Here is a 16943-nt window from a genome sequence, read left to right on the forward strand (position 1 = left end):
GGACGGCCGATCACCGGGAAAGACGCACCGGGGGCGCCCTTGTGACGGAAAGGACCGGAGGATCCTGAAGTTCATCCGCTGACGCGACGGCCCCGGTTCCCGATGACGCGACCCGTCCCAGCCGATAAGGTCCGGCTGAGGGTCGCGCCGGCCCCCACCGTGCCGTGGAACGAGCCCTCCGGTGGGGCTCGAGGGATGCGGGGTGCCATGTCCTCCTCCGACGTGCTGATCGGTCGCGAGCCCGAGCGGACCCTCCTCGCCGACGTCCTGGCCGACGCCCGCCGCGGGACGAGCCGGGTCCTGGTCCTGCGGGGCGAGCCCGGCACGGGCAAGAGCACGCTGCTCGGGCGGACGGCCGCCGCAGCCCAGGGCTTCACGGTCCTGCGCCTGGCAGGTGCCGAGACCGAGGCCGACCTCCCCTTCGCCGCGATCCAGCGCGCCCTGCTCCCCTGGGCGGCGCGTGTCGAGACCCTGCCCGCCCCCCAGGCGAACGCCCTGCGCGTGGCGCTCGGGACGTCGTCGGGCCCGGCCCCGGACAGGTTCCTCGTGAGCCTCGCCGTGCTCTCCCTCCTGGCCGACCTGTCCGCCGACGCCCCCACCCTGGTCCTCGCCGACGACGCGCAGTGGCTCGACCGCGAGTCGCTCGACGCCCTCGCGTTCGTCGGACGCCGCCTGCGGGCCGAGCGGGTCGCCGCGCTCCTGGCGGTGCGGACCGGGACCCCGGGCCAGGCCGCGGTCGCCGACCTGCCGACCCTCGAGCTGACCGGGCTCGCGCGCGACGAGGCCCTCGCACTGCTGCGCGCACGCGTGGGCACGGCCCTCGACCCGCACGTGGCGGACTCGATCGTCACCGCCACGGGCGGCAACCCCCTCGCACTGCTCGACCTGAGCGGCGAGCTCAGCGCGTCCCAGCTCGCGGGCGGCGCGGTGCTCGCCGCCCCGCTGCCCGTCGGCAGCCACCTGGAGGAGCACTACCAGCGCCTGACGCAGGCGTACGAGCCCACGACCCGCCGTTGGCTCCTCCTCGCCGCGGCCGAGCCCGACGGCGACAGCACCTACGTCGCAGCAGCGGCCTCCGCACTGGGGCTGCCCGACGACGCCTGCGCCCCACCCGAGCACGACCGCCTCGTCACGGTCGACGGCCCGGTCGTGTTCCGCCACCCCCTCGTCCGGTCCGCCGTCTACCGCGGGGCGACCAGCGGCGAGCGCCGCGCGGCCCACGCGGCGCTCGCGGCCGTGACCGACCGCGCGGAGGACGTCGACCTGCGCGCCTGGCACCTGTCGTCCGCGACGACCGGACCGGACGAGGAGGCCGCCGCTGCCCTCGTGGCGGGAGCCGGGCGAGCCCACGCGCGCGGCGGCTACGCGGCGCGGGCGGCGCTCCTCGCACGGGCGGTCGAGCTCACCCCACCGGGAGCCCGCCGGGACGAGCGGATCGTCTCGGCCGCCGAGGCCGCGTCCCACGCCGGGTCCCCGGTCCGGGCCCTGACCCTGCTGGAGGGGGTCGACGGCTCGACGCTCGCCCCCACCGTGCTCGCACGGAGCCTCATGGCGCGGGCCGTGGCGCGCAAGTACGCGGGGGCGGCGCGCGCGGCGGCCGAGAGCCCCGGCCTCTTCCTGCGTGCCGCCCGCGCCCTGCGGGACACGGAACCGGCCGCCGCGCAGGACGCCCTGCTCGCCGCGTTCGGCGAGATCCTCGCCGCCGAGTCGTCCGCGGGAGACGGCGTCCTCGAGGATCTCGCCCGGGAGGCCCGCGTCCTGGCCGGCCCGGCCGGCGCGGGGCGCACGGGCGCGGCACCCGCGCACGCGCCCACGGCGCTCACCCCGACGCGCGCTGCGTCCCGGCGCTGCGGGCCGCGGTCGACGCCATGCGCACCCCGGGCGCGACGACGTCGGAGACCTTCCGGCGCCACGGCCTCCTCGCGGTCGCCGTCACGACAGGTCTGTGGGACGACGCCGCCCGGGACGAGCTGCTGCGGCAGGCCGCCGCGCAGGCGCGCGCCGCGGGCGCCCTCCCGACCCTCGACTCCGCGTTGTGGGTCCTGTCGCTGTGCGAGACCGTCATGGGGCGGCTGGGCTCGGCCGAGCGCCTGCTGGCCGAGGTCCACGAGCTCCGCGAGGCCGTGGGGTTGAGCCCCGAGCAGGCCCGCGTGTTCGCCAACGTCGAGCTGCTCGCGTGGCGCGGCCCGGACTCGCGGGCGCTGCGCGACCGGATCGACGGCGCCGAGCAGGCCGCGGCGCACCTCGGGATCGGCGGGGCCGTCAGCCTGGCCCGGACGGCGCGCGCGCTGCTCGACCTCGCCGCGGGCGACCACGCCGCAGCCTTCGACGGTCTGTCCGTCGTCGCACGGGAGGGATTCATGCAGGTCGGGACGCGCGTCCTGCCTGACCTCGTGGAGGCCGCACGGCGCAGCGGCCACGACGACGTCGCGCTCTCGGCGCTGGACCGCCTCGCCGCCGTCACCCTCGCGAGCGGCGCCCCGTGGGGCCTGGGCGTCCTGTCCCGCTCGCGCGCGCTGGTCGCCCCCGAGGGCGAGGCCGACGCCCACTTCCGCGCCGCCGTCGGACACCTGTCACGGACGCGGTCGGTCGCGGACCTCGCCCGGACGCACCTCCTGCACGGTGAGTGGCTGCGGCGCAGGCGCCGACGGCGTGAGGCCGCCGACGCGCTCTCGACCGCGCTCGACCTGTTCGAGGGCATGGGCGCCGCACCCTTCGCGGCGCGCGCACGCCGCGAGCTGAGCGCCGTCACCGGACGGGCACCGACGCCGCGCGACCGCCCGACGACGGGACTCACCGCGCAGGAGCAGGCCGTGGTCGAGATCGCGGCCACGGGCGCGACCAACGCGGAGATCGCCGCGCACCTGTTCATCAGCACGCACACCGTGCACTACCACCTGCGCAAGGCGTTCCGGAAGCTCGGTGTCACGTCCCGGCGTCAGCTCGCGCACGCGCTCCGCCCGCCCGACGGCGGCACGCCCGTGCCGCGGTAGGCACGCCCGGCAGTCGGTCCCGACGGTCCCCGGCTCAGGCCGGCTCGTCCGCTCCCTGGGGCGCCCGGGCGTGCGCGACCGCCCATTCCAGGGCGGCGTCGGCGACGGCCTCCCAGCCGGGCTCGGCGCACGTCCAGTGGGACCTGCCCGCGAAGTCGCGGACCTCGGTCAGCGCGGGCGACCGGTGGTACCTGTGCGCGTTCGAGTGGTTCACGGACGGCGGCATGATGTGGTCCTCACCGCCCGTCACGAACAGGAGCGGCGCCCGGTCGGCGTCGTAGTCGACCCATCTCCTGCTTGCCCGGCTTGAAGTTCGCGATCAGCCCGTAGGCCCACACCCAGCTCCCCGGAGCAGGGATGTGGTATCGGTCGTAGACCTCGCGCGACTCCTCCGCCGTGAGCGTGTTGGTGAACGCGTAGTGGAACTGCTCGGGCGTGAACCCCGCCGCGCGGTGGGCCTTGGCGGGGTTGTTGAGGATCGGGAAGAGCGACCTGATCTGCGAGGGCGGGTTGACGCGCACGCCCTCGGTCGGGGCGGCGTCGATCACGACGGCCGAGGCCCCCAGCCCGCGGGCCAGCAGGAGCTGGGTCAGGGTGCCGCCGAACGAGTGGCCCATGATGATCGGGGGCCGGTCGAGGCCCTCGACGACGCCCGCGAGGTGGTCGACCGTCTCGGGGACGGTGAGCCGCGCGATGACGTCGGGGTTCTCGCGCAGCGCCTCGACCTCGATCTCGAACCCCGGGTACCCGGGCGTGAGCACGCGGAACCCCTTGGCCTCGTAGTACGGGACCCAGTGCTCCCAGGAGCGCGGCGTCATCCACAGCCCGTGGACGAGGACCACGGTGTCGGGGGCGGTCGGCGGGGCGGTGTCGCTCATGATGCACTCCAGAGGCCGTCGGGATCGTCCCCCCACGGTCCTTCGTCCGCGGCGGACGTCGCATCACCCGCTCCGGGTAGTCCCGGGCGCTCCCGGTCCCCCGCGGCGGCGTCCCGCGGCCCGGCGCCGCTCCACGTGCGTCGTGCGGCGCCGCTCCACGTGCGTCGTGCGGCGCGGCGCGTCGTGCGGCGCGTCGTGCGGCGCGGCGCGTGTGACGCCCGTGGTCCGTCGCCGTGCCGTACCTCCGCGGCCGAGCCCGTCTTCCCCGTCCGTGCTCGACCGCGGTCCTCGACCCCGCCCTCGTCAGGCGGCGACCAGAGCCTGCGCCCGCAGGGCTGCGGCGATCTTCTCGCCCCAGACGTACGCCTCCTCGAGGTGTCCGTCGACCAGGGGCCCGGCCGCGTCCTCGACGAGGAACGACCGGAGCGGCACGAGCATCTCGTAGCCCTTGCGCGTGATGATGCGGGCGGCCGCACGAGAGGCCGAGCTGGGGATCGCACGCCCGAGGGCGGTGCGGGTGTCGAACGTCGTGACCCAGCGGGGACCGTGCTCGTCCGAGCGGTCCTGCAGCGCGACGCACCACTCGCGCAGGCCGACGTTGCGCGCGGGCACCGTCCCGCCCGAGCGCTGGACGGCCTCGGCACGGGTGCCGGGACGGCTCATGGACATGGAGTGCGTGGGGCCACCGGCGACCACGAGCGCGACGTCGTCCAGGATCGACGGGTCCGCCACCGCGTCCGCGACGTCCACCACCTTGACGGGAACCCCCGTCGCCATGCCGGCGGCGATCTGGCGGGCGACCTTCTCGCAGTTCCCGAACATCGACTCGAAGACGACGGCAGCACTCATGTTCTCTTCGTGGTTCGACATGCCTCCAGCCTCCCCGAGAACGGCTCTCGCGAGCCACGGACGACGGTCCCGGGGGCGTGGGACTTTCGTCCTCCGGGCCACCGGCGCCGGGGCGGCCCGCGGTCACGCGGGGAACGTTCGGCGGGCGAGAGGCCCGCGAGCCTGTTATGGGCAGATCTGTCCGTATAGGGGTTCTCCACACGATTCTGCGTGAGCCTCCTCTCACCTGCCTCTCATCTGCCCGACGGCGCCGCCCGCCAGGCGCACCAGGACGCCATTTTTCTGCGTTTCCGCGAGCACATACGTGATTACCCTTATGCCGCGTCGCTGTTTGAAGACTCAACGACCCCTGGCTTAGCGTCGCAGCGTTCTGGTCGAGGTGGACCCGAGGCCGCTGCGTCTCGTCGTCCACCACAACGAAAGCGAGATGCAGATGAGACGACTACGTGCGGCAATGATCGCCGCCGTGCTCGGCGCGACCGCCATTGTTGCCCCCGTGGTGCTGGCGCCCGCCGCCTCCGCACACGGGTGGATCACCTCCCCGCCGAGCCGTCAGGACAACTGCGCCACGGGCGCGACGTCCTTCGACTGCGGCAGCATCAAGTTCGAGCCGCAGAGCGTCGAGGCCGCCAAGGGATCGATGCAGTGCAGCGGGGGCAGCGGCTACGCCATCCTCGACGACAACAGCAAGCCCTGGCCGCGCACCTCGGTCGCTTCCTCCGTGAAGTTCCAGTGGAAGCTGACGGCCAACCACGCCACGACGACGTGGGAGTACTTCGTCGACGGCAAGCTCCACCAGACGTTCAGCTCGGGTGGCGCCCAGCCCGCGAAGGACATCTCCCACACGCTGACCAACCTGCCTGCCGGCGACCACACGGTCCTCGCGCGCTGGAACGTCGCTGACACCCCGATGGCGTTCTACAACTGCGTCGACCTCACCGTCACCGGTGGTGGCACGACCGGTGGCACCACGGGCGGCACGACCGGTGGCACCACGGGCGGCACGACCGGCGGCACGACCGGCGGGACGACCGGTGGCGCCCAGTGCTCTGCCGGGGCATGGGACACGGCCGTCGCCTACACGGGCGGCGCCAAGGTCTCCCTGAACGGCCAGCTGTTCGAGGCCAAGTGGTGGACCAAGGGTGAGAAGCCCGACGCCACCGCGCAGTGGGGCCCCTGGAAGAGCCTCGGCGCCTGCTGAGGACCGCTTGACGCGTGACGCACGACCGGTGACGCCGGGTCGGGGAATTCCCCGGCCCGGCGTCACCTTTTCTTCATTCCGGTCCCACATTTGCAGCCGATACGTAGTCCCCCCTACGTGCTTCACCGGATTGTGCATCCCGATTTCGTTGCATAGCGTCGAACTTGTCCGATTCGACATGTGTAGGTCGCCCGGCAATGGGGCCCTACCGACTGCCATGGAGAGCGAGAAGAAAAGATGAGACGACTACGCGCGGCAATGATTGCCGCCGTCCTCGGGGTGGCCGCGATCGCCGCCCCCATCGTCGTGGCCCCCGCCGCGTCGGCCCACGGGTGGATCACGTCGCCGCCCAGCAGGCAGGACAACTGTGCGACCGGAGCCACGTCCTTCGACTGCGGTGGCGTCAAGTACGAGCCGCAGAGCGTCGAGGCCCCCAAGGGATCGATGCAGTGTTCGGGCGGCAGCGGGTTCTCGATCCTCGACGACAACAGCAAGCCCTGGCCGCGCAAGAGCGTCGGCAGCTCGGTGACGTTCCAGTGGAAGCTCACGGCCGCGCACAACACGAGCACGTGGGAGTACTTCGTCGACGGCAAGCTGCACCAGACGTTCAGCCAGGGCGGCGCACAGCCCCCGAGCAACATCTCGCACACGCTGACCAACCTGCCCTCGGGCAACCACACGATCCTGGCCCGCTGGAACGTGTCCAACACCGTCAACGCCTTCTACAACTGCGTGGACCTCACGGTCAACGGCGGTGGCACGACCGGCGGCACCACGGGCGGCACCACGGGCGGCACGACCGGCGGGACGACGGGTGGCACGACCGGCGGCACCACGGGCGGCACCGGGGTCTGCACGGCCCCCGCCTGGGCGGCCGGCTCGGTCTACACGGGCGGCAACCGCGTCTCGTACAACAACAAGACGTACGAGGCCAAGTGGTGGAACACCGGGGAGAACCCCGGCACGAGCGGACAGTGGGGCGCGTGGAAGGATCTCGGCGCCTGCTGACCTGACCACCGATCGACCGGCCCGCAGGAGAGCGGGCTGATCGACACCGCACCAGAACCGCGCCCGGGTCACCTGTTCCACCAGGAGGCCCGGGCGTCGTGCTGCGCGGCACTCCCTCCGTCAGACGGGTGGTCCGGTCCCAGACGGGCGCCCACGTCATGGCCCGAGACACCCGTCTCGTGCGCGACCACCCGTCTCGCGCCGCTCGGTCCGGCACCCCGTGCACCCGCCCACCGGCGACCCCAGCCGCCGCAACGCGCGAAGCCCGACCACAGGGCGACCGCTGTCCACAGCCCGGCGCGAGCGGCGCCGTCGGGCCGGCGGGGCGGGCACCATCGCGGCCATGACGACCTCGCTCCCCGACCACCTGGTCTCGCTCGCCTCCCGCCCAGGCGGCGTGGTCCTGGCCGCCCAGCTCCCACGGCCGCTCCTGCGCACCGCGCTGTCGCAGGGCCTGCTCGAGAAGGTCCGCCGCGGCGCCTACCGCCTGAGGTCCTCGGACGAGCCCGCCGTCGGCCACGCGCTCGACCGGCTCCGGGCCGTCGCCCACGTCGAGGCCGTGTCCCGCCAGCTGCGCAGCCCCTTCGTCCTGAGCCAGGACAGCGCGGCCCTCGTGTGGGACCTGCCGCTGTGGCGATCCCCTGATCGCGTGCACGTCGTGCAGCGCCACCGTCCAGGAACTCCCGGAGAGGGTGCGGACCTGGTGCGGCACCAGTCGCTGCTCGGCCCGACCGACACCGCCGTGCGCCTCGGCTACCCCGTGACGTCCTTCGCCCGCACGGTCGTCGACTGCGCACGGACGCTGCCCGCGCTCGACGGGCTCGTGGTCGTCGACGCCGCCCTCCGCCGTGGTCTGCGGGTCGAGCACCTGCACGCCGTCCTCGACCGGGTCGGGGACGGGCGAGGGACCGCGGGCACGAGCGCTCGTGGCGCTCGGCACCCCAGGGGCGGAGTCACCCGGCGAGTCGGCGGTCCGGTTCCACGTGCTGCGTCGTGGCCTGCCCGTGCCGGCCACGCAGGTCCCGGTCGCCACCCGGCTCGGGACGTTCCGGTCCGACCTGGGCTGGCCGCGGTGGCGGGTCCTGGTCGAGTTCGACGGGTTCGTGAAGTACTCGACGCTCGCCCAGGGTGACCCTGCGAAGGTCCTCTTCGAGGAGAAGCGGCGGCAGGAGAGCATCGAGGAGGAGGGGTGGCGGATGCTGCGCGTGACCATGAAGGACCTCGGCGACGGCGCGGAGCTCGTCCGGCGGGTGCTGCGGCTGGTCCCACCGGGGCTCACGGTCGGGCTCGAGCGGCGGCCGCACCTGTGGTTCGGTGCGGTCTGAGCCGCGAGACGGGTGGTCCGGTCCCAGACGGGCGCCCACGTCAGGGCCCGAGGCACCCGTCTCGTGCGCGACCACCCGTCTCGCACGACGCCGGGCCGCGTCGGGTCAGACCGGTGGCAGGTCCCGGCCACGCAGCTTGTCGATCTCGCGGCGCTCCCGCTTGGTCGGCCGCCCCGCACCGCGGTCGCGCACGGGCACGAACGGCACGGCCTCGCGCGGCAGCACGGGCGGGCTGTGGTCGACGTACGCCTTCGCGGCCTCGGGCGCCCCGACCCGCTTGGCGAGCAGCTCGACGACCTCCACAACCCGCTCGCGGTCGCCCCCGCGGTAGGTCACGGTGCTGCCGACCTTGAGCGTCGCGGACGGCTTGACGCGCACGCCGTCGACCTTGACGTGGCCCGCGCGGCACGCGGCCGTCGCGACCGAACGGCTCTTGGTCAGGCGGACCGCCCAGAGCCAGCTGTCGACCCGCATGCTCACTTCCCTTCCCGACGTCGGACCACCCCAGCGTAGGCTGCGCACGTCGCGCTGCGGTCCGGTGCGCGGATCGCCCCCCCCCCCCTATGGGCGTGCGCGTCCCGTGCGAGCGTGCCACGGTGGTACCGACCGGCGACGGCGCCGGTCCGGCCCCGACCCTGTCGTCGTCGGCCGTCGGGCTCGTCCGACGAACGGAGTGGACCATGTGGTTTCTGTCGTGGATCGTGATCGGACTCATCATGGGGGCCATCGCCCGCGCCATCATGCCGGGCAGGGCAGCAGGCGGGTGGGTCGTGACCCTGATCATCGGTGTCGTCGGGGCGTTCGTCGGCGGGTTCATCGGCCGGGCGTTCGGCTCGGACCCCAACCAGGAGTTCTGGTCCTTCTCGACCTGGTTCTGGGCGTTCATCGGCTCGCTCGTGGTCCTGCTGATCTGGGGCCTCATCGCGGGCCGGAGGTCGAACGCCTGACCCACGCTGCGCCGTCGGGCGCACCGAGGGGCGCGGCCCAGGAGACCGGGCCGCGCCCCCGTCACGCCCCGAAAACCCGTGGACCGCTCGCGCCTCGCGCGAGATTCTGAGGACATGAGCCAGCCCCCCACCGAGTCGACGCCGACCTGGCAGATCGTCGAGGCCCCGCACCCCACCGACCTCGACTCCCCCGACGCGTGGGCCTACCTCGGCATCGCCCAGGTCGAGGCCGAGGTCACGACCGAGATCCACGGCTACGACGACCTCGCCGACGAGGCACGAGACGTCCTCGCGGGGATGGACAGCCAGGAGTACACGACCAAGCAGCGCTTCGTCGCGGTCCGCACGGACGCCCCCGAGACCCCGGGACCGCAGGACGTGCTCGGCCACCTGGCCGTCGCGCTGCCGACCAGCAGCAACACGCACCTGGGCGAGCTGTCCGTGCAGGTCCGCCCCGCGCACCGACGCCACGGGATCGGGAGCGCGCTGTGGGAGACGGGCGAGCGGGTCCTCGTCGACGCAGGCAGGACGGTCCTGTTCACCGACACCCAGCACGGCACCGAGCCTGCGCCCGGACCAGGCGCCCTCGAGGCGCGCACGGGCGCCGGGCGCGTCCCGGCGGACGATCCCGGCCCACGGTTCGTCCGCAGCAAGGGGTACGTCCTGGAGCAGGTCGAGCGGCACTCGATCCTGCCGCTGCCCGTCGACCCCGGAGCGCTCGACCGCCTGCGCGCGCAGGCCCTGGCCGCCGCCGGTCCCGACCACCGCACGCACGTCTGGGAGGACGACGTCCCCGAGCAGTGGCGCGAGCAGGTCGGGACGCTGTTCACGCGCATGAGCACCGACGCCCCCCTGGGCGACATCGACTTCCGCGAGGACCCGTGGGACGCGCGGCGCGTGGGCGTCTGGCTCGAGGAGCTGCGCGCCAAGGGCCACGGCCTGCTCATGACGGTCGCCGAGCACGTGCCGTCGGGCACGCTCGCCGCGTTCTCGGTCCTGGACTACCCCGAGGACCGCCCCGCGTTCGCCTACCAGGAGGACACCCTGGTCCTGCGAGAGCACCGCGGGCGCCGGCTCGGGATGCTCGTCAAGGTCGTGAACCTCGACGAGCTCGCCGTGCGCCGGCCCACGACCGAACGCATCCACACCTGGAACGCCGAGGAGAACGACCACATGCTCGCGATCAACATCGACCTGGGCTTCACGCCCGCCGGCGGGTACGCCGGCTGGCAGAAGCGGGTGGGCGCGTGAGCGGCCCGACGGCGTAGCGCGTCCTGCGCGTGCCCGTCCCGGACTCGCTCGACTCGCCCGAGGCGCAGGGCGTGCACGGGACGGCCCCCCGCGGGCGCCGGGTGGGCGGGTCGGCCGGCGATCAGCTCAACGATGCTCGAACCAGGCGAGGATGGCTCTCACCCGCCGGTTGTCCTGGTCGGGCGAGAAACCGAGCTTGAGGAAGATGTTGGACACGTGCTTGCTGACGGCGGCACCGGAGAGACGGAGCTCACGAGAGATCTCCGTGTTCGAGTGTCCCTCGGCCATGAGCATCAGCACCTCACGCTCGCGATCGGTGAGACGCGACAGCGGACTGTCCTGCTTGCCGGCCCCGGTGGCGTGCTTGACGACTTCCGGGTCGATGACCACACCGCCAGCGGCAACGGTGTCGAGTGCGCGGAGGAAGTCCGTGACGCGCCCGACCTTCTCCTTGAGGAGGTAGCCGACCCCACCGTCCGCTCCGGGCCCGCTGAGGAGCTCGCGCACATAGGGGCCGACGACGTAGGCCGAGAGAATCAGCAGCGGCAGGTCACGGTGCCGTGACCGCAGCTCGAGCGCCGCCCGCAACCCGTCGTCGGTGTTGCCTGGTGGCATGCGCACATCGGTGATCACGATGTCGGGTGCGTCGCCTGTGCGCGCGAGGTCGTCGATCACGGCAACCAGCTCGGTGGCGTCCTCGCACTCACGTGCCACCTCGTGGCCGTTCGCGGTGAGGATCTCGCGGATCCCCGCTCGCATGAGTGTCGTGTCGTCAGCCAGAACGACCCTCATGCGCCCTTCTTCCTGCCTGTCTGCGTCATGCGTCACCAGGGTGGTTCAGCCGGCACAGCAGCTGCGACGATCGTACCTTCGCCGACCGGGCTGGAGACCTCGAGCTTCCCTCCCACGCTTCGGACGCGTTCCATCAGGCCGGCAAGCCCTGTTCCGGCACCGACCTCCGCACCACCCTTGCCTGAATCCGCTACGCGAAGCCGAACACCTGTGTGGTCGCAACGGAGCTCGATCACGGCCTGGTCCGTACCAGCGTGCTTGACGATGTTCGTCAGGGCTTCGGAGATCGTGAAGTAGGCGGCGGCCGCTGCAGGGGCGGAGAGCAAGGCGTCGTCTCCTGACGCGTCGAGCTCGATGCGCAGTGGCGACCGTGCGGCGAGCTCCCCCACGGCTGCGGTGAGACCCAGGTCGGTCAGCTCCCGAGGGTGGATGTCACGCACCGTCTGCCGGAGCCTGGCGAGAGCCTGTTCGGCATGCTCACGGGCCTGGGTCGCCTGACTCATCACGGCGGGCGCCTCGGTCGACGCAGCGGCCGCCTCGAGCATCCCCAGGCGCATGATCACGGCCACCAGCTCCTGCTGGGCACCGTCGTGCAGGTCTCGCTCGATGCGTTGTCGCTCGAGCTCGAATGCACGGGTCAGTGATGCCCGGCTGCTGCGCAGCTCATCGACCTTGGCGACGAGGTCAGGATCCTGCTCACGCGAGAAGGCTGTGCGCAGGGCGTCACGCAGGAGTGAGATTCCCGTCAGGAGCGCGAGTGCCGCGCACCCGAGGAGCACTCCTGCGGGGGCTGCGAGAATCGCGTGCGTCATTGACTGCGGAATGAACGGGCCCATCTGAGCCGCGATGCCGAACGACCAGAAGAGCGGCTCGAGAACGAGCACCAGGCCGCCTGCGAAACCCCAGAAACTGATCCACAACGACGCGGCACTCAAGACGATCGCGCACAGGTAGACCGGTATGTCCGTGCTCCACAGAGAACGCGTACGCAAACGGTTCTTCACCCATGAGCGCCAGGTAGCGGTGGACGGCTTCAGGGGAAAGCTCGGCTCGCCACAGGCCTGGGCTCTGAGCCGGTCGAGCTCTGCGACGACCACCGCAGACACAGGTGCGACGAACAGGCCGATCAGCTGGACAGGGAAGGCGATCGCAGCCAGCACCTCTGTCAGCACTCGACGGCCGACACGGAGCCTGGACACCCCACCATGTTACCTTGACGCCCCCTGCGCCAAAGGTAGAGCCAGCTCTACCTCTGGCCGCCCAGAACGGTACTTGGCACTACTGTGCTGCGCGCCGAACGCTGGTGAAATGGTTGCATGCCAAGCGACCTCCGAATCATGCTTCAGCCTTCGCGACGTCGGTATGGCCTTTCCGGTGCCGGGGCCTTTCCGGTGCCGGGGCGCGGAGCGGGACGGTGCGGGTGCCGCACGGAATCCGTCGCATCGATCCACGGAATCCCCTGAGCCGCGCTCGACGGACTCGCCCTCCTCGCACTCACGACACCAGTCCTGGCTCTCGTCGCCCAGGCGTCCGCTGCCTCGCGCCCACAACTCCCGCGAGCGCTCCGAGCCGGCTGACCCACCAGACCCCGTACATTTCCATCCCTGACACGGAGACCCTCGTGAAGATCCAGATCCGCACTACGCTCGCCGTCGGAAGCATCCTCGCCCTCGCAGCCCTCACCGCCGGTTGTTCGAGCGGTGGCGGAGGAGTCGCTGACCTCTCCGGTGCCGACACCGTGTCGCAGACCTTCCCCTACGAGGGTCGGTCGCTCACCATCGACGCGGGAACCGCAGACCTCGTCCTCGTCCCCGGCGGCAGCGACGAGGTGACGGTCGATCGGCAGATCGCAGGAACCACGAACGGTGAGAGCCCAGAAGCGACGGAGACTCTCGACGGGGACACGCTGAGCCTCTCGGTGGACTGCAACGGACTCGCGATCAGCTGCCAGGGCAGGTTCACCGTTCACGTGCCCGACGGCGTCGCTGTGGTCGCGAAGAACAAGAACGGCCTGATCGACGCCAGCGGCTTCAGCGCCGACCTGACGGTCAGCGCCGTCGACGGCCGAGCCGACCTCGCACGGATCAGCAGCCCGACCCTGACCCTGACCGGCAGGGACATGGTCGTCAACGGCACAGGGCTGTCTGCGAAGACCGTCACCACCGACACCAGGAACGGCGACATCGACCTGACGTTCTCCGCTGCTCCCGACCGCGTGGAGGTCGACAGCAACGACGGCGACGTCGGCCTCGCGCTGCCCGATACCGAGTACCGCGTGGACGTCACCACCAAGAAGGGCACGGACGACGTGAGCGTGTCCCGGTCCGACTCCAGCAACCACATCCTCGCCGTCACGACCCGTAACGGCGACGTCAGCATCACCCCGGCCTCGTAGTCCGCTCTCCCGCCGGGCGTGCCGCGCGGCGCGCCCGACCGCCCGACGGGAGCGATGTGTCGTTATTGTCTGGCCCGAGCAGGCCACGGGGCACGAGAGTGGAGCGCATGACGAGCACCCAGACCTCACCCGGGCCGGCGGCCCCCACCGGCCCGACCTGGCGGGCGGTCGACGCACCTCCCGTCCCGCCCACGCTCGAGCACCCCGACATCTGGGCCTACCAGGCGTACAGCGAGATCGAGCACGACGTGCAGCTCGCGACCTGGGGGTGGACCGACTGGTGGGCCCCGCTGCCCGTGATCCACGGGGCGCTCCAGCAGCAGGAGTACCAGCGCAAGGTCCTGGTCGTCGCGCTCCCCGGAGAGGCTCCTGGAGGGGCACCGCGGACGGCTTCCGAGGCCTCACCCGACGACGACCTCCCGCCCGCCGACGGCACCACCCAGGACCCCCGCGACGTGGGCGGCGCCGCGATCGTCAACCTCGCGACCGTGAGCAACACGCACCTCGCGTACGTCACGCTCATGGTGCGCCCCGGGCTCGAGGGCCAGGGCATCGGCGACGTGCTCCTGGCACGGATCGAGGAGATCGCGCGCGCCGCGGAGCGGACCACGGTCATCACCTTCAGCAACCACTCGCCCGAGCCCGCCCCCGGTCCCGGCGCCCTCGACGCCCCCACGGGCGCGGGCCGCGTGCCCGCCGCGTCCCGGCCGGCACGCTTCGCGCTGGGGCGGGGGTTCACGCTCGAGCAGGTCGAGCGCGCCTCCGTCCTCCGGCTCCCGGTCGACCCCGCCCTGCTCGACACCCTCGACGCGCGGTCCGCCGAGACGGCCGGAGACGACTACCGGCTGCACACCTGGTGGGACGAGGTACCGACCGCGTGGGAGGACCAGGTCGCGGTCCTGTGGACCCGCATGAGCACCGACATCCCCAACGCTGGCCTCGACGTCGCCGAGAGCCCCTGGGACGCCGCCCGCGTCCGCAGCCACCTGCGCGACCTCGCCGGACGGCACCAGCACGTGCTGATCACGGTCGCCGAGCACGTCCCCACGCGCACCCTCGCAGCCTTCTCGGTGCTGCAGATGCCCGTCCCCGACGTGCCCTTCGCCTTCCAGGAGGACACGCTCGTCCTCCGCGAGCACCGCGGCCACCGGCTCGGGATGCTCGTCAAGGTCGCCAACCTGCGCGCCTACGGTGGACGCCGGCCCGGCGAGCGCCGCATCAACACCTGGAACGCCCAGGAGAACGAGCACATGCTCGCGATCAACGTCGCACTCGGGTTCGAGCCCGTCGGGGTCGCGGCCGTCTGGCAGAAGAAGCTCTCCTGACCGGACCTCGTCGCGCACCCGACCCGCGGAGCACGGTGACGGTGCACGCCCGACGGACGCTCCGCCGTCGGGCGTGCACGAATGTCCGGCAACACACCTCACAACCGCTCGCACCGTGAGCCGCCAGGACAACCCCGCAGGTCGCGGCCTACGGTTGTCGGGTCCGGCCACACCCCCGGGACACCCCCACGACCCCACCGACCAGGGAGCAGCGAGACCATCGTGAGCACTGCGAGCACACCGCCGATCGACGCCACCACCACTCCCGCCTGGGCCGACCTCACGGCCCACCAGGCTGCGCTCGACCCGGACCTGCGCACCTGGTTCGCCCAGGACCCGGGCCGTGCCGCCCGCCTCACGTTCGACGCCGCCGACCTCCACGTCGACCTGTCGAAGAACCTCGTGACCGACGAGACCCTCGAGCTCCTCGTGCGCCTCGCGGACGACGTCGACCTCGTCGGGCGCCGCGACGCCATGTTCCGGGGCGACCACATCAACGTGACCGAGGACCGCGCCGTGCTGCACACCGCGCTGCGCCGGCCCGCCGGCGCCGTCCCGGGGCTGACCGTGGACGGCCAGGACGTCGACGCCGACGTGCACACCGAGCTCGCCAAGGTCTACGCGTTCGCCGACAAGGTGCGCTCGGGCGAGTGGAAGGGCGTCACGGGCGAGCGCGTGCGCACGGTCGTGAACATCGGGATCGGCGGCTCGGACCTGGGCCCCGTCATGGCCTACGAGGCCCTGCTGCCCTACAAGGCCGAGGACCTCGACGTCCGGTTCGTGTCCAACATCGACCCGACCGACGTCGCCGAGAAGACCGCAGGCCTCGACCCGCGCACCACGCTGTTCATCGTCGCCTCCAAGACGTTCGGCACGCTCGAGACCCTGACCAACGCGCGCCTCGCGCGCGACTGGCTGTGGACCGAGCTGGCTGCGGTCGGGGCGCTGGACATCGACTCGGAGGACGCCCGCACGGCCGCCGTCGGCAAGCACTTCGTCGCGGTCTCCACGGCGCTCGACAAGGTCGCGGCGTTCGGGATCGACCCCGCCAACGCGTTCGGGTTCTGGGACTGGGTCGGCGGACGCTACTCGGTCGACTCCGCGATCGGCACGTCGCTCGCGATCGCGATCGGCCCGGCCCGCTTCGAGGAGTTCCTCGCGGGCTTCCACGCGATCGACGAGCACTTCCGCACCGCGCCCCTCGCGCAGAACGTGCCCGCGCTCATGGGCCTGCTCAACGTGTGGAACGTCAACTTCCTCGGGGCCCACACCCACGCCGTGCTGCCCTACGCGCAGTACCTGCACCGCTTCCCGGCGTACCTGCAGCAGCTCACCATGGAGTCCAACGGCAAGTCCGTGCGCTGGGACGGCTCGCCCGTCACGACCGAGACCGGCGAGGTCTTCTGGGGCGAGCCCGGCACCAACGGGCAGCACGCGTTCTACCAGCTCATCCACCAGGGCACGCGCCTGATCCCCGCGGACTTCATCGCCGTGGCCAACCCGGCGCACCCGCTGGTGGACTCCTCGGCGGGCGAGGTCGACGTGCACTCGCTGTTCCTCGCGAACTTCTTCGCCCAGACCAAGGCCCTCGCGTTCGGCAAGACCGCCGACGAGGTCCGTGCGGAGGGCACTCCCGAGGACCTCGTGAGCGCCCGCGTGTTCTCGGGCAACCGCCCGACGACGTCGATCCTCGCCCCCGCGCTCACGCCCTCGGTCCTGGGCCAGCTCATCGCGCTCTACGAGCACATCACGTTCGTCCAGGGCGTCGTGTGGGGCATCGACTCGTTCGACCAGTGGGGCGTCGAGCTCGGCAAGAAGCTCGCCAACGAGATCGCCCCAGCCGTCGCGGGCGACGCGTCCGCGCTCGCCGAGCAGGACCCGTCGACGCAGTCGCTCATCGGCTGGTACCTCGAGCAGCGGAGCTGACACCCGGTAGCCGGTAGCCAGCAGCACAGAACGGGGTCGAGGTCGTCCGTGCC

Annotated in this window: 17 protein-coding genes; 11 read left to right on the plus strand and 6 right to left on the minus strand. The window is 72.3% G+C overall.

The window, feature by feature from the left end; all coding sequences use genetic code 11:
• Positions 1-207: 207 nt before the first annotated feature.
• Both NHG27_RS06120 and NHG27_RS06125 read left to right on the plus strand, forming a co-directional pair.
• On the plus strand, positions 208-2133 hold the full coding sequence (locus NHG27_RS06120) for an AAA family ATPase (protein WP_497015194.1): 1926 nt from the start codon (positions 208-210) through the stop codon (positions 2131-2133).
• Positions 2064-2993 carry a helix-turn-helix transcriptional regulator gene (locus NHG27_RS06125; protein WP_497015198.1) on the plus strand — a complete coding sequence of 310 codons (930 nt, stop codon included), beginning with the start codon at positions 2064-2066 and terminating at the stop codon, positions 2991-2993. Before NHG27_RS06120 ends, NHG27_RS06125 begins: the two co-directional genes overlap by 70 nt.
• A gap of 34 nt (positions 2994-3027) precedes the next feature.
• Here NHG27_RS06125 and NHG27_RS06130 read toward each other — a convergent pair whose 3' ends face one another.
• From NHG27_RS06130 to NHG27_RS06140, 3 genes are all read right to left on the minus strand, one after another.
• The gene (locus NHG27_RS06130) at positions 3028-3219 is read right to left on the minus strand and encodes a hypothetical protein (protein WP_497015199.1); all 192 of its coding nucleotides are present in this window, start codon (positions 3217-3219) and stop codon (positions 3028-3030) included.
• A gap of 10 nt (positions 3220-3229) precedes the next feature.
• Positions 3230-3871 carry an alpha/beta hydrolase gene (locus NHG27_RS06135; protein WP_497015201.1) on the minus strand — a complete coding sequence of 214 codons (642 nt, stop codon included), beginning with the start codon at positions 3869-3871 and terminating at the stop codon, positions 3230-3232.
• Between the two features lie 303 nt (positions 3872-4174).
• Positions 4175-4741, minus strand: coding sequence for a flavodoxin domain-containing protein (locus NHG27_RS06140; RefSeq protein ID WP_497015203.1), 567 nt, complete (start codon positions 4739-4741; stop codon positions 4175-4177).
• Between the two features lie 433 nt (positions 4742-5174).
• Here NHG27_RS06140 and NHG27_RS06145 point away from each other — a divergent pair, with 433 nt between their 5' ends.
• The 4 genes from NHG27_RS06145 (at position 5175) to NHG27_RS06160 (ending at position 8254) form a co-directional block, all read left to right on the plus strand.
• Positions 5175-5921, plus strand: a complete 747-nt coding sequence (locus NHG27_RS06145; protein ID WP_227748920.1) for a lytic polysaccharide monooxygenase — start codon at positions 5175-5177, stop codon at positions 5919-5921.
• A 258-nt stretch (positions 5922-6179) separates the two neighbouring features.
• On the plus strand, positions 6180-6929 hold the full coding sequence (locus NHG27_RS06150) for a lytic polysaccharide monooxygenase (RefSeq protein WP_227748919.1): 750 nt from the start codon (positions 6180-6182) through the stop codon (positions 6927-6929).
• A 343-nt stretch (positions 6930-7272) separates the two neighbouring features.
• Positions 7273-8061 carry a hypothetical protein gene (locus NHG27_RS06155; protein WP_497015206.1) on the plus strand — a complete coding sequence of 263 codons (789 nt, stop codon included), beginning with the start codon at positions 7273-7275 and terminating at the stop codon, positions 8059-8061.
• Entirely contained in the window at positions 8033-8254 is a 222-nt protein-coding gene (locus NHG27_RS06160; RefSeq protein ID WP_497015208.1) for a hypothetical protein, read from the plus strand. The genes NHG27_RS06155 and NHG27_RS06160 overlap by 29 nt, the downstream gene beginning before the upstream one ends.
• A 105-nt stretch (positions 8255-8359) precedes the next feature.
• Here NHG27_RS06160 and NHG27_RS06165 read toward each other — a convergent pair whose 3' ends face one another.
• Complete coding sequence (locus NHG27_RS06165; RefSeq protein WP_227748918.1) at positions 8360-8728, minus strand: RNA-binding S4 domain-containing protein; 369 nt, start codon at positions 8726-8728, stop codon at positions 8360-8362.
• A gap of 206 nt (positions 8729-8934) precedes the next feature.
• On the opposite strand from NHG27_RS06165, the gene NHG27_RS06170 reads away from it, so the two are divergent.
• Both NHG27_RS06170 and NHG27_RS06175 read left to right on the plus strand, forming a co-directional pair.
• Positions 8935-9201, plus strand: a complete 267-nt coding sequence (locus tag NHG27_RS06170; protein WP_193721523.1) for a GlsB/YeaQ/YmgE family stress response membrane protein — start codon at positions 8935-8937, stop codon at positions 9199-9201.
• A gap of 114 nt (positions 9202-9315) precedes the next feature.
• A complete protein-coding gene (locus NHG27_RS06175; protein ID WP_497015210.1) occupies positions 9316-10452 on the plus strand; it encodes a GNAT family N-acetyltransferase in 1137 nt (378 codons plus the stop codon).
• 126 nt (positions 10453-10578) lie between these two features.
• Here NHG27_RS06175 and NHG27_RS06180 read toward each other — a convergent pair whose 3' ends face one another.
• Both NHG27_RS06180 and NHG27_RS06185 read right to left on the minus strand, forming a co-directional pair.
• A complete protein-coding gene (locus NHG27_RS06180; RefSeq protein ID WP_497015212.1) occupies positions 10579-11244 on the minus strand; it encodes a response regulator transcription factor in 666 nt (221 codons plus the stop codon).
• 32 nt (positions 11245-11276) lie between these two features.
• Positions 11277-12443 (minus strand): sensor histidine kinase, encoded by a 1167-nt coding sequence (locus NHG27_RS06185; protein ID WP_497015214.1) that lies wholly within the window; start codon positions 12441-12443, stop codon positions 11277-11279.
• Between the two features lie 422 nt (positions 12444-12865).
• Between NHG27_RS06185 and NHG27_RS06190 the strand changes: the two genes are divergently transcribed.
• The 3 genes from NHG27_RS06190 (at position 12866) to pgi (ending at position 16890) form a co-directional block, all read left to right on the plus strand.
• Positions 12866-13639, plus strand: a complete 774-nt coding sequence (locus tag NHG27_RS06190; protein WP_497015216.1) for a DUF4097 family beta strand repeat-containing protein — start codon at positions 12866-12868, stop codon at positions 13637-13639.
• A gap of 107 nt (positions 13640-13746) precedes the next feature.
• On the plus strand, positions 13747-14964 hold the full coding sequence (locus tag NHG27_RS06195) for a GNAT family N-acetyltransferase (protein ID WP_497015217.1): 1218 nt from the start codon (positions 13747-13749) through the stop codon (positions 14962-14964).
• Between the two features lie 222 nt (positions 14965-15186).
• The gene (gene pgi / locus NHG27_RS06200) at positions 15187-16890 is read left to right on the plus strand and encodes a glucose-6-phosphate isomerase (protein WP_321575463.1); all 1704 of its coding nucleotides are present in this window, start codon (positions 15187-15189) and stop codon (positions 16888-16890) included.
• Positions 16891-16943: the final 53 nt, after the last annotated feature.

This window comes from Oerskovia sp. 140933 (assembly GCF_059651515.1).

Coding starts and splice junctions, on each gene's coding strand:
- NHG27_RS06120 (WP_497015194.1), top strand. CDS start 208: ATGTCCTCCTCCGACGTGCTGATCGGTCGCGAGCCCGAGCGGACCCTC.
- NHG27_RS06125 (WP_497015198.1), top strand. CDS start 2,064: ATGGGGCGGCTGGGCTCGGCCGAGCGCCTGCTGGCCGAGGTCCACGAG.
- NHG27_RS06130 (WP_497015199.1), bottom strand. CDS start 3,219: ATGCCGCCGTCCGTGAACCACTCGAACGCGCACAGGTACCACCGGTCG.
- NHG27_RS06135 (WP_497015201.1), bottom strand. CDS start 3,871: ATGAGCGACACCGCCCCGCCGACCGCCCCCGACACCGTGGTCCTCGTC.
- NHG27_RS06140 (WP_497015203.1), bottom strand. CDS start 4,741: ATGTCGAACCACGAAGAGAACATGAGTGCTGCCGTCGTCTTCGAGTCG.
- NHG27_RS06145 (WP_227748920.1), top strand. CDS start 5,175: ATGATCGCCGCCGTGCTCGGCGCGACCGCCATTGTTGCCCCCGTGGTG.
- NHG27_RS06150 (WP_227748919.1), top strand. CDS start 6,180: ATGATTGCCGCCGTCCTCGGGGTGGCCGCGATCGCCGCCCCCATCGTC.
- NHG27_RS06155 (WP_497015206.1), top strand. CDS start 7,273: ATGACGACCTCGCTCCCCGACCACCTGGTCTCGCTCGCCTCCCGCCCA.
- NHG27_RS06165 (WP_227748918.1), bottom strand. CDS start 8,728: ATGCGGGTCGACAGCTGGCTCTGGGCGGTCCGCCTGACCAAGAGCCGT.
- NHG27_RS06170 (WP_193721523.1), top strand. CDS start 8,935: ATGTGGTTTCTGTCGTGGATCGTGATCGGACTCATCATGGGGGCCATC.
- NHG27_RS06175 (WP_497015210.1), top strand. CDS start 9,316: ATGAGCCAGCCCCCCACCGAGTCGACGCCGACCTGGCAGATCGTCGAG.
- NHG27_RS06180 (WP_497015212.1), bottom strand. CDS start 11,244: ATGAGGGTCGTTCTGGCTGACGACACGACACTCATGCGAGCGGGGATC.
- NHG27_RS06195 (WP_497015217.1), top strand. CDS start 13,747: ATGACGAGCACCCAGACCTCACCCGGGCCGGCGGCCCCCACCGGCCCG.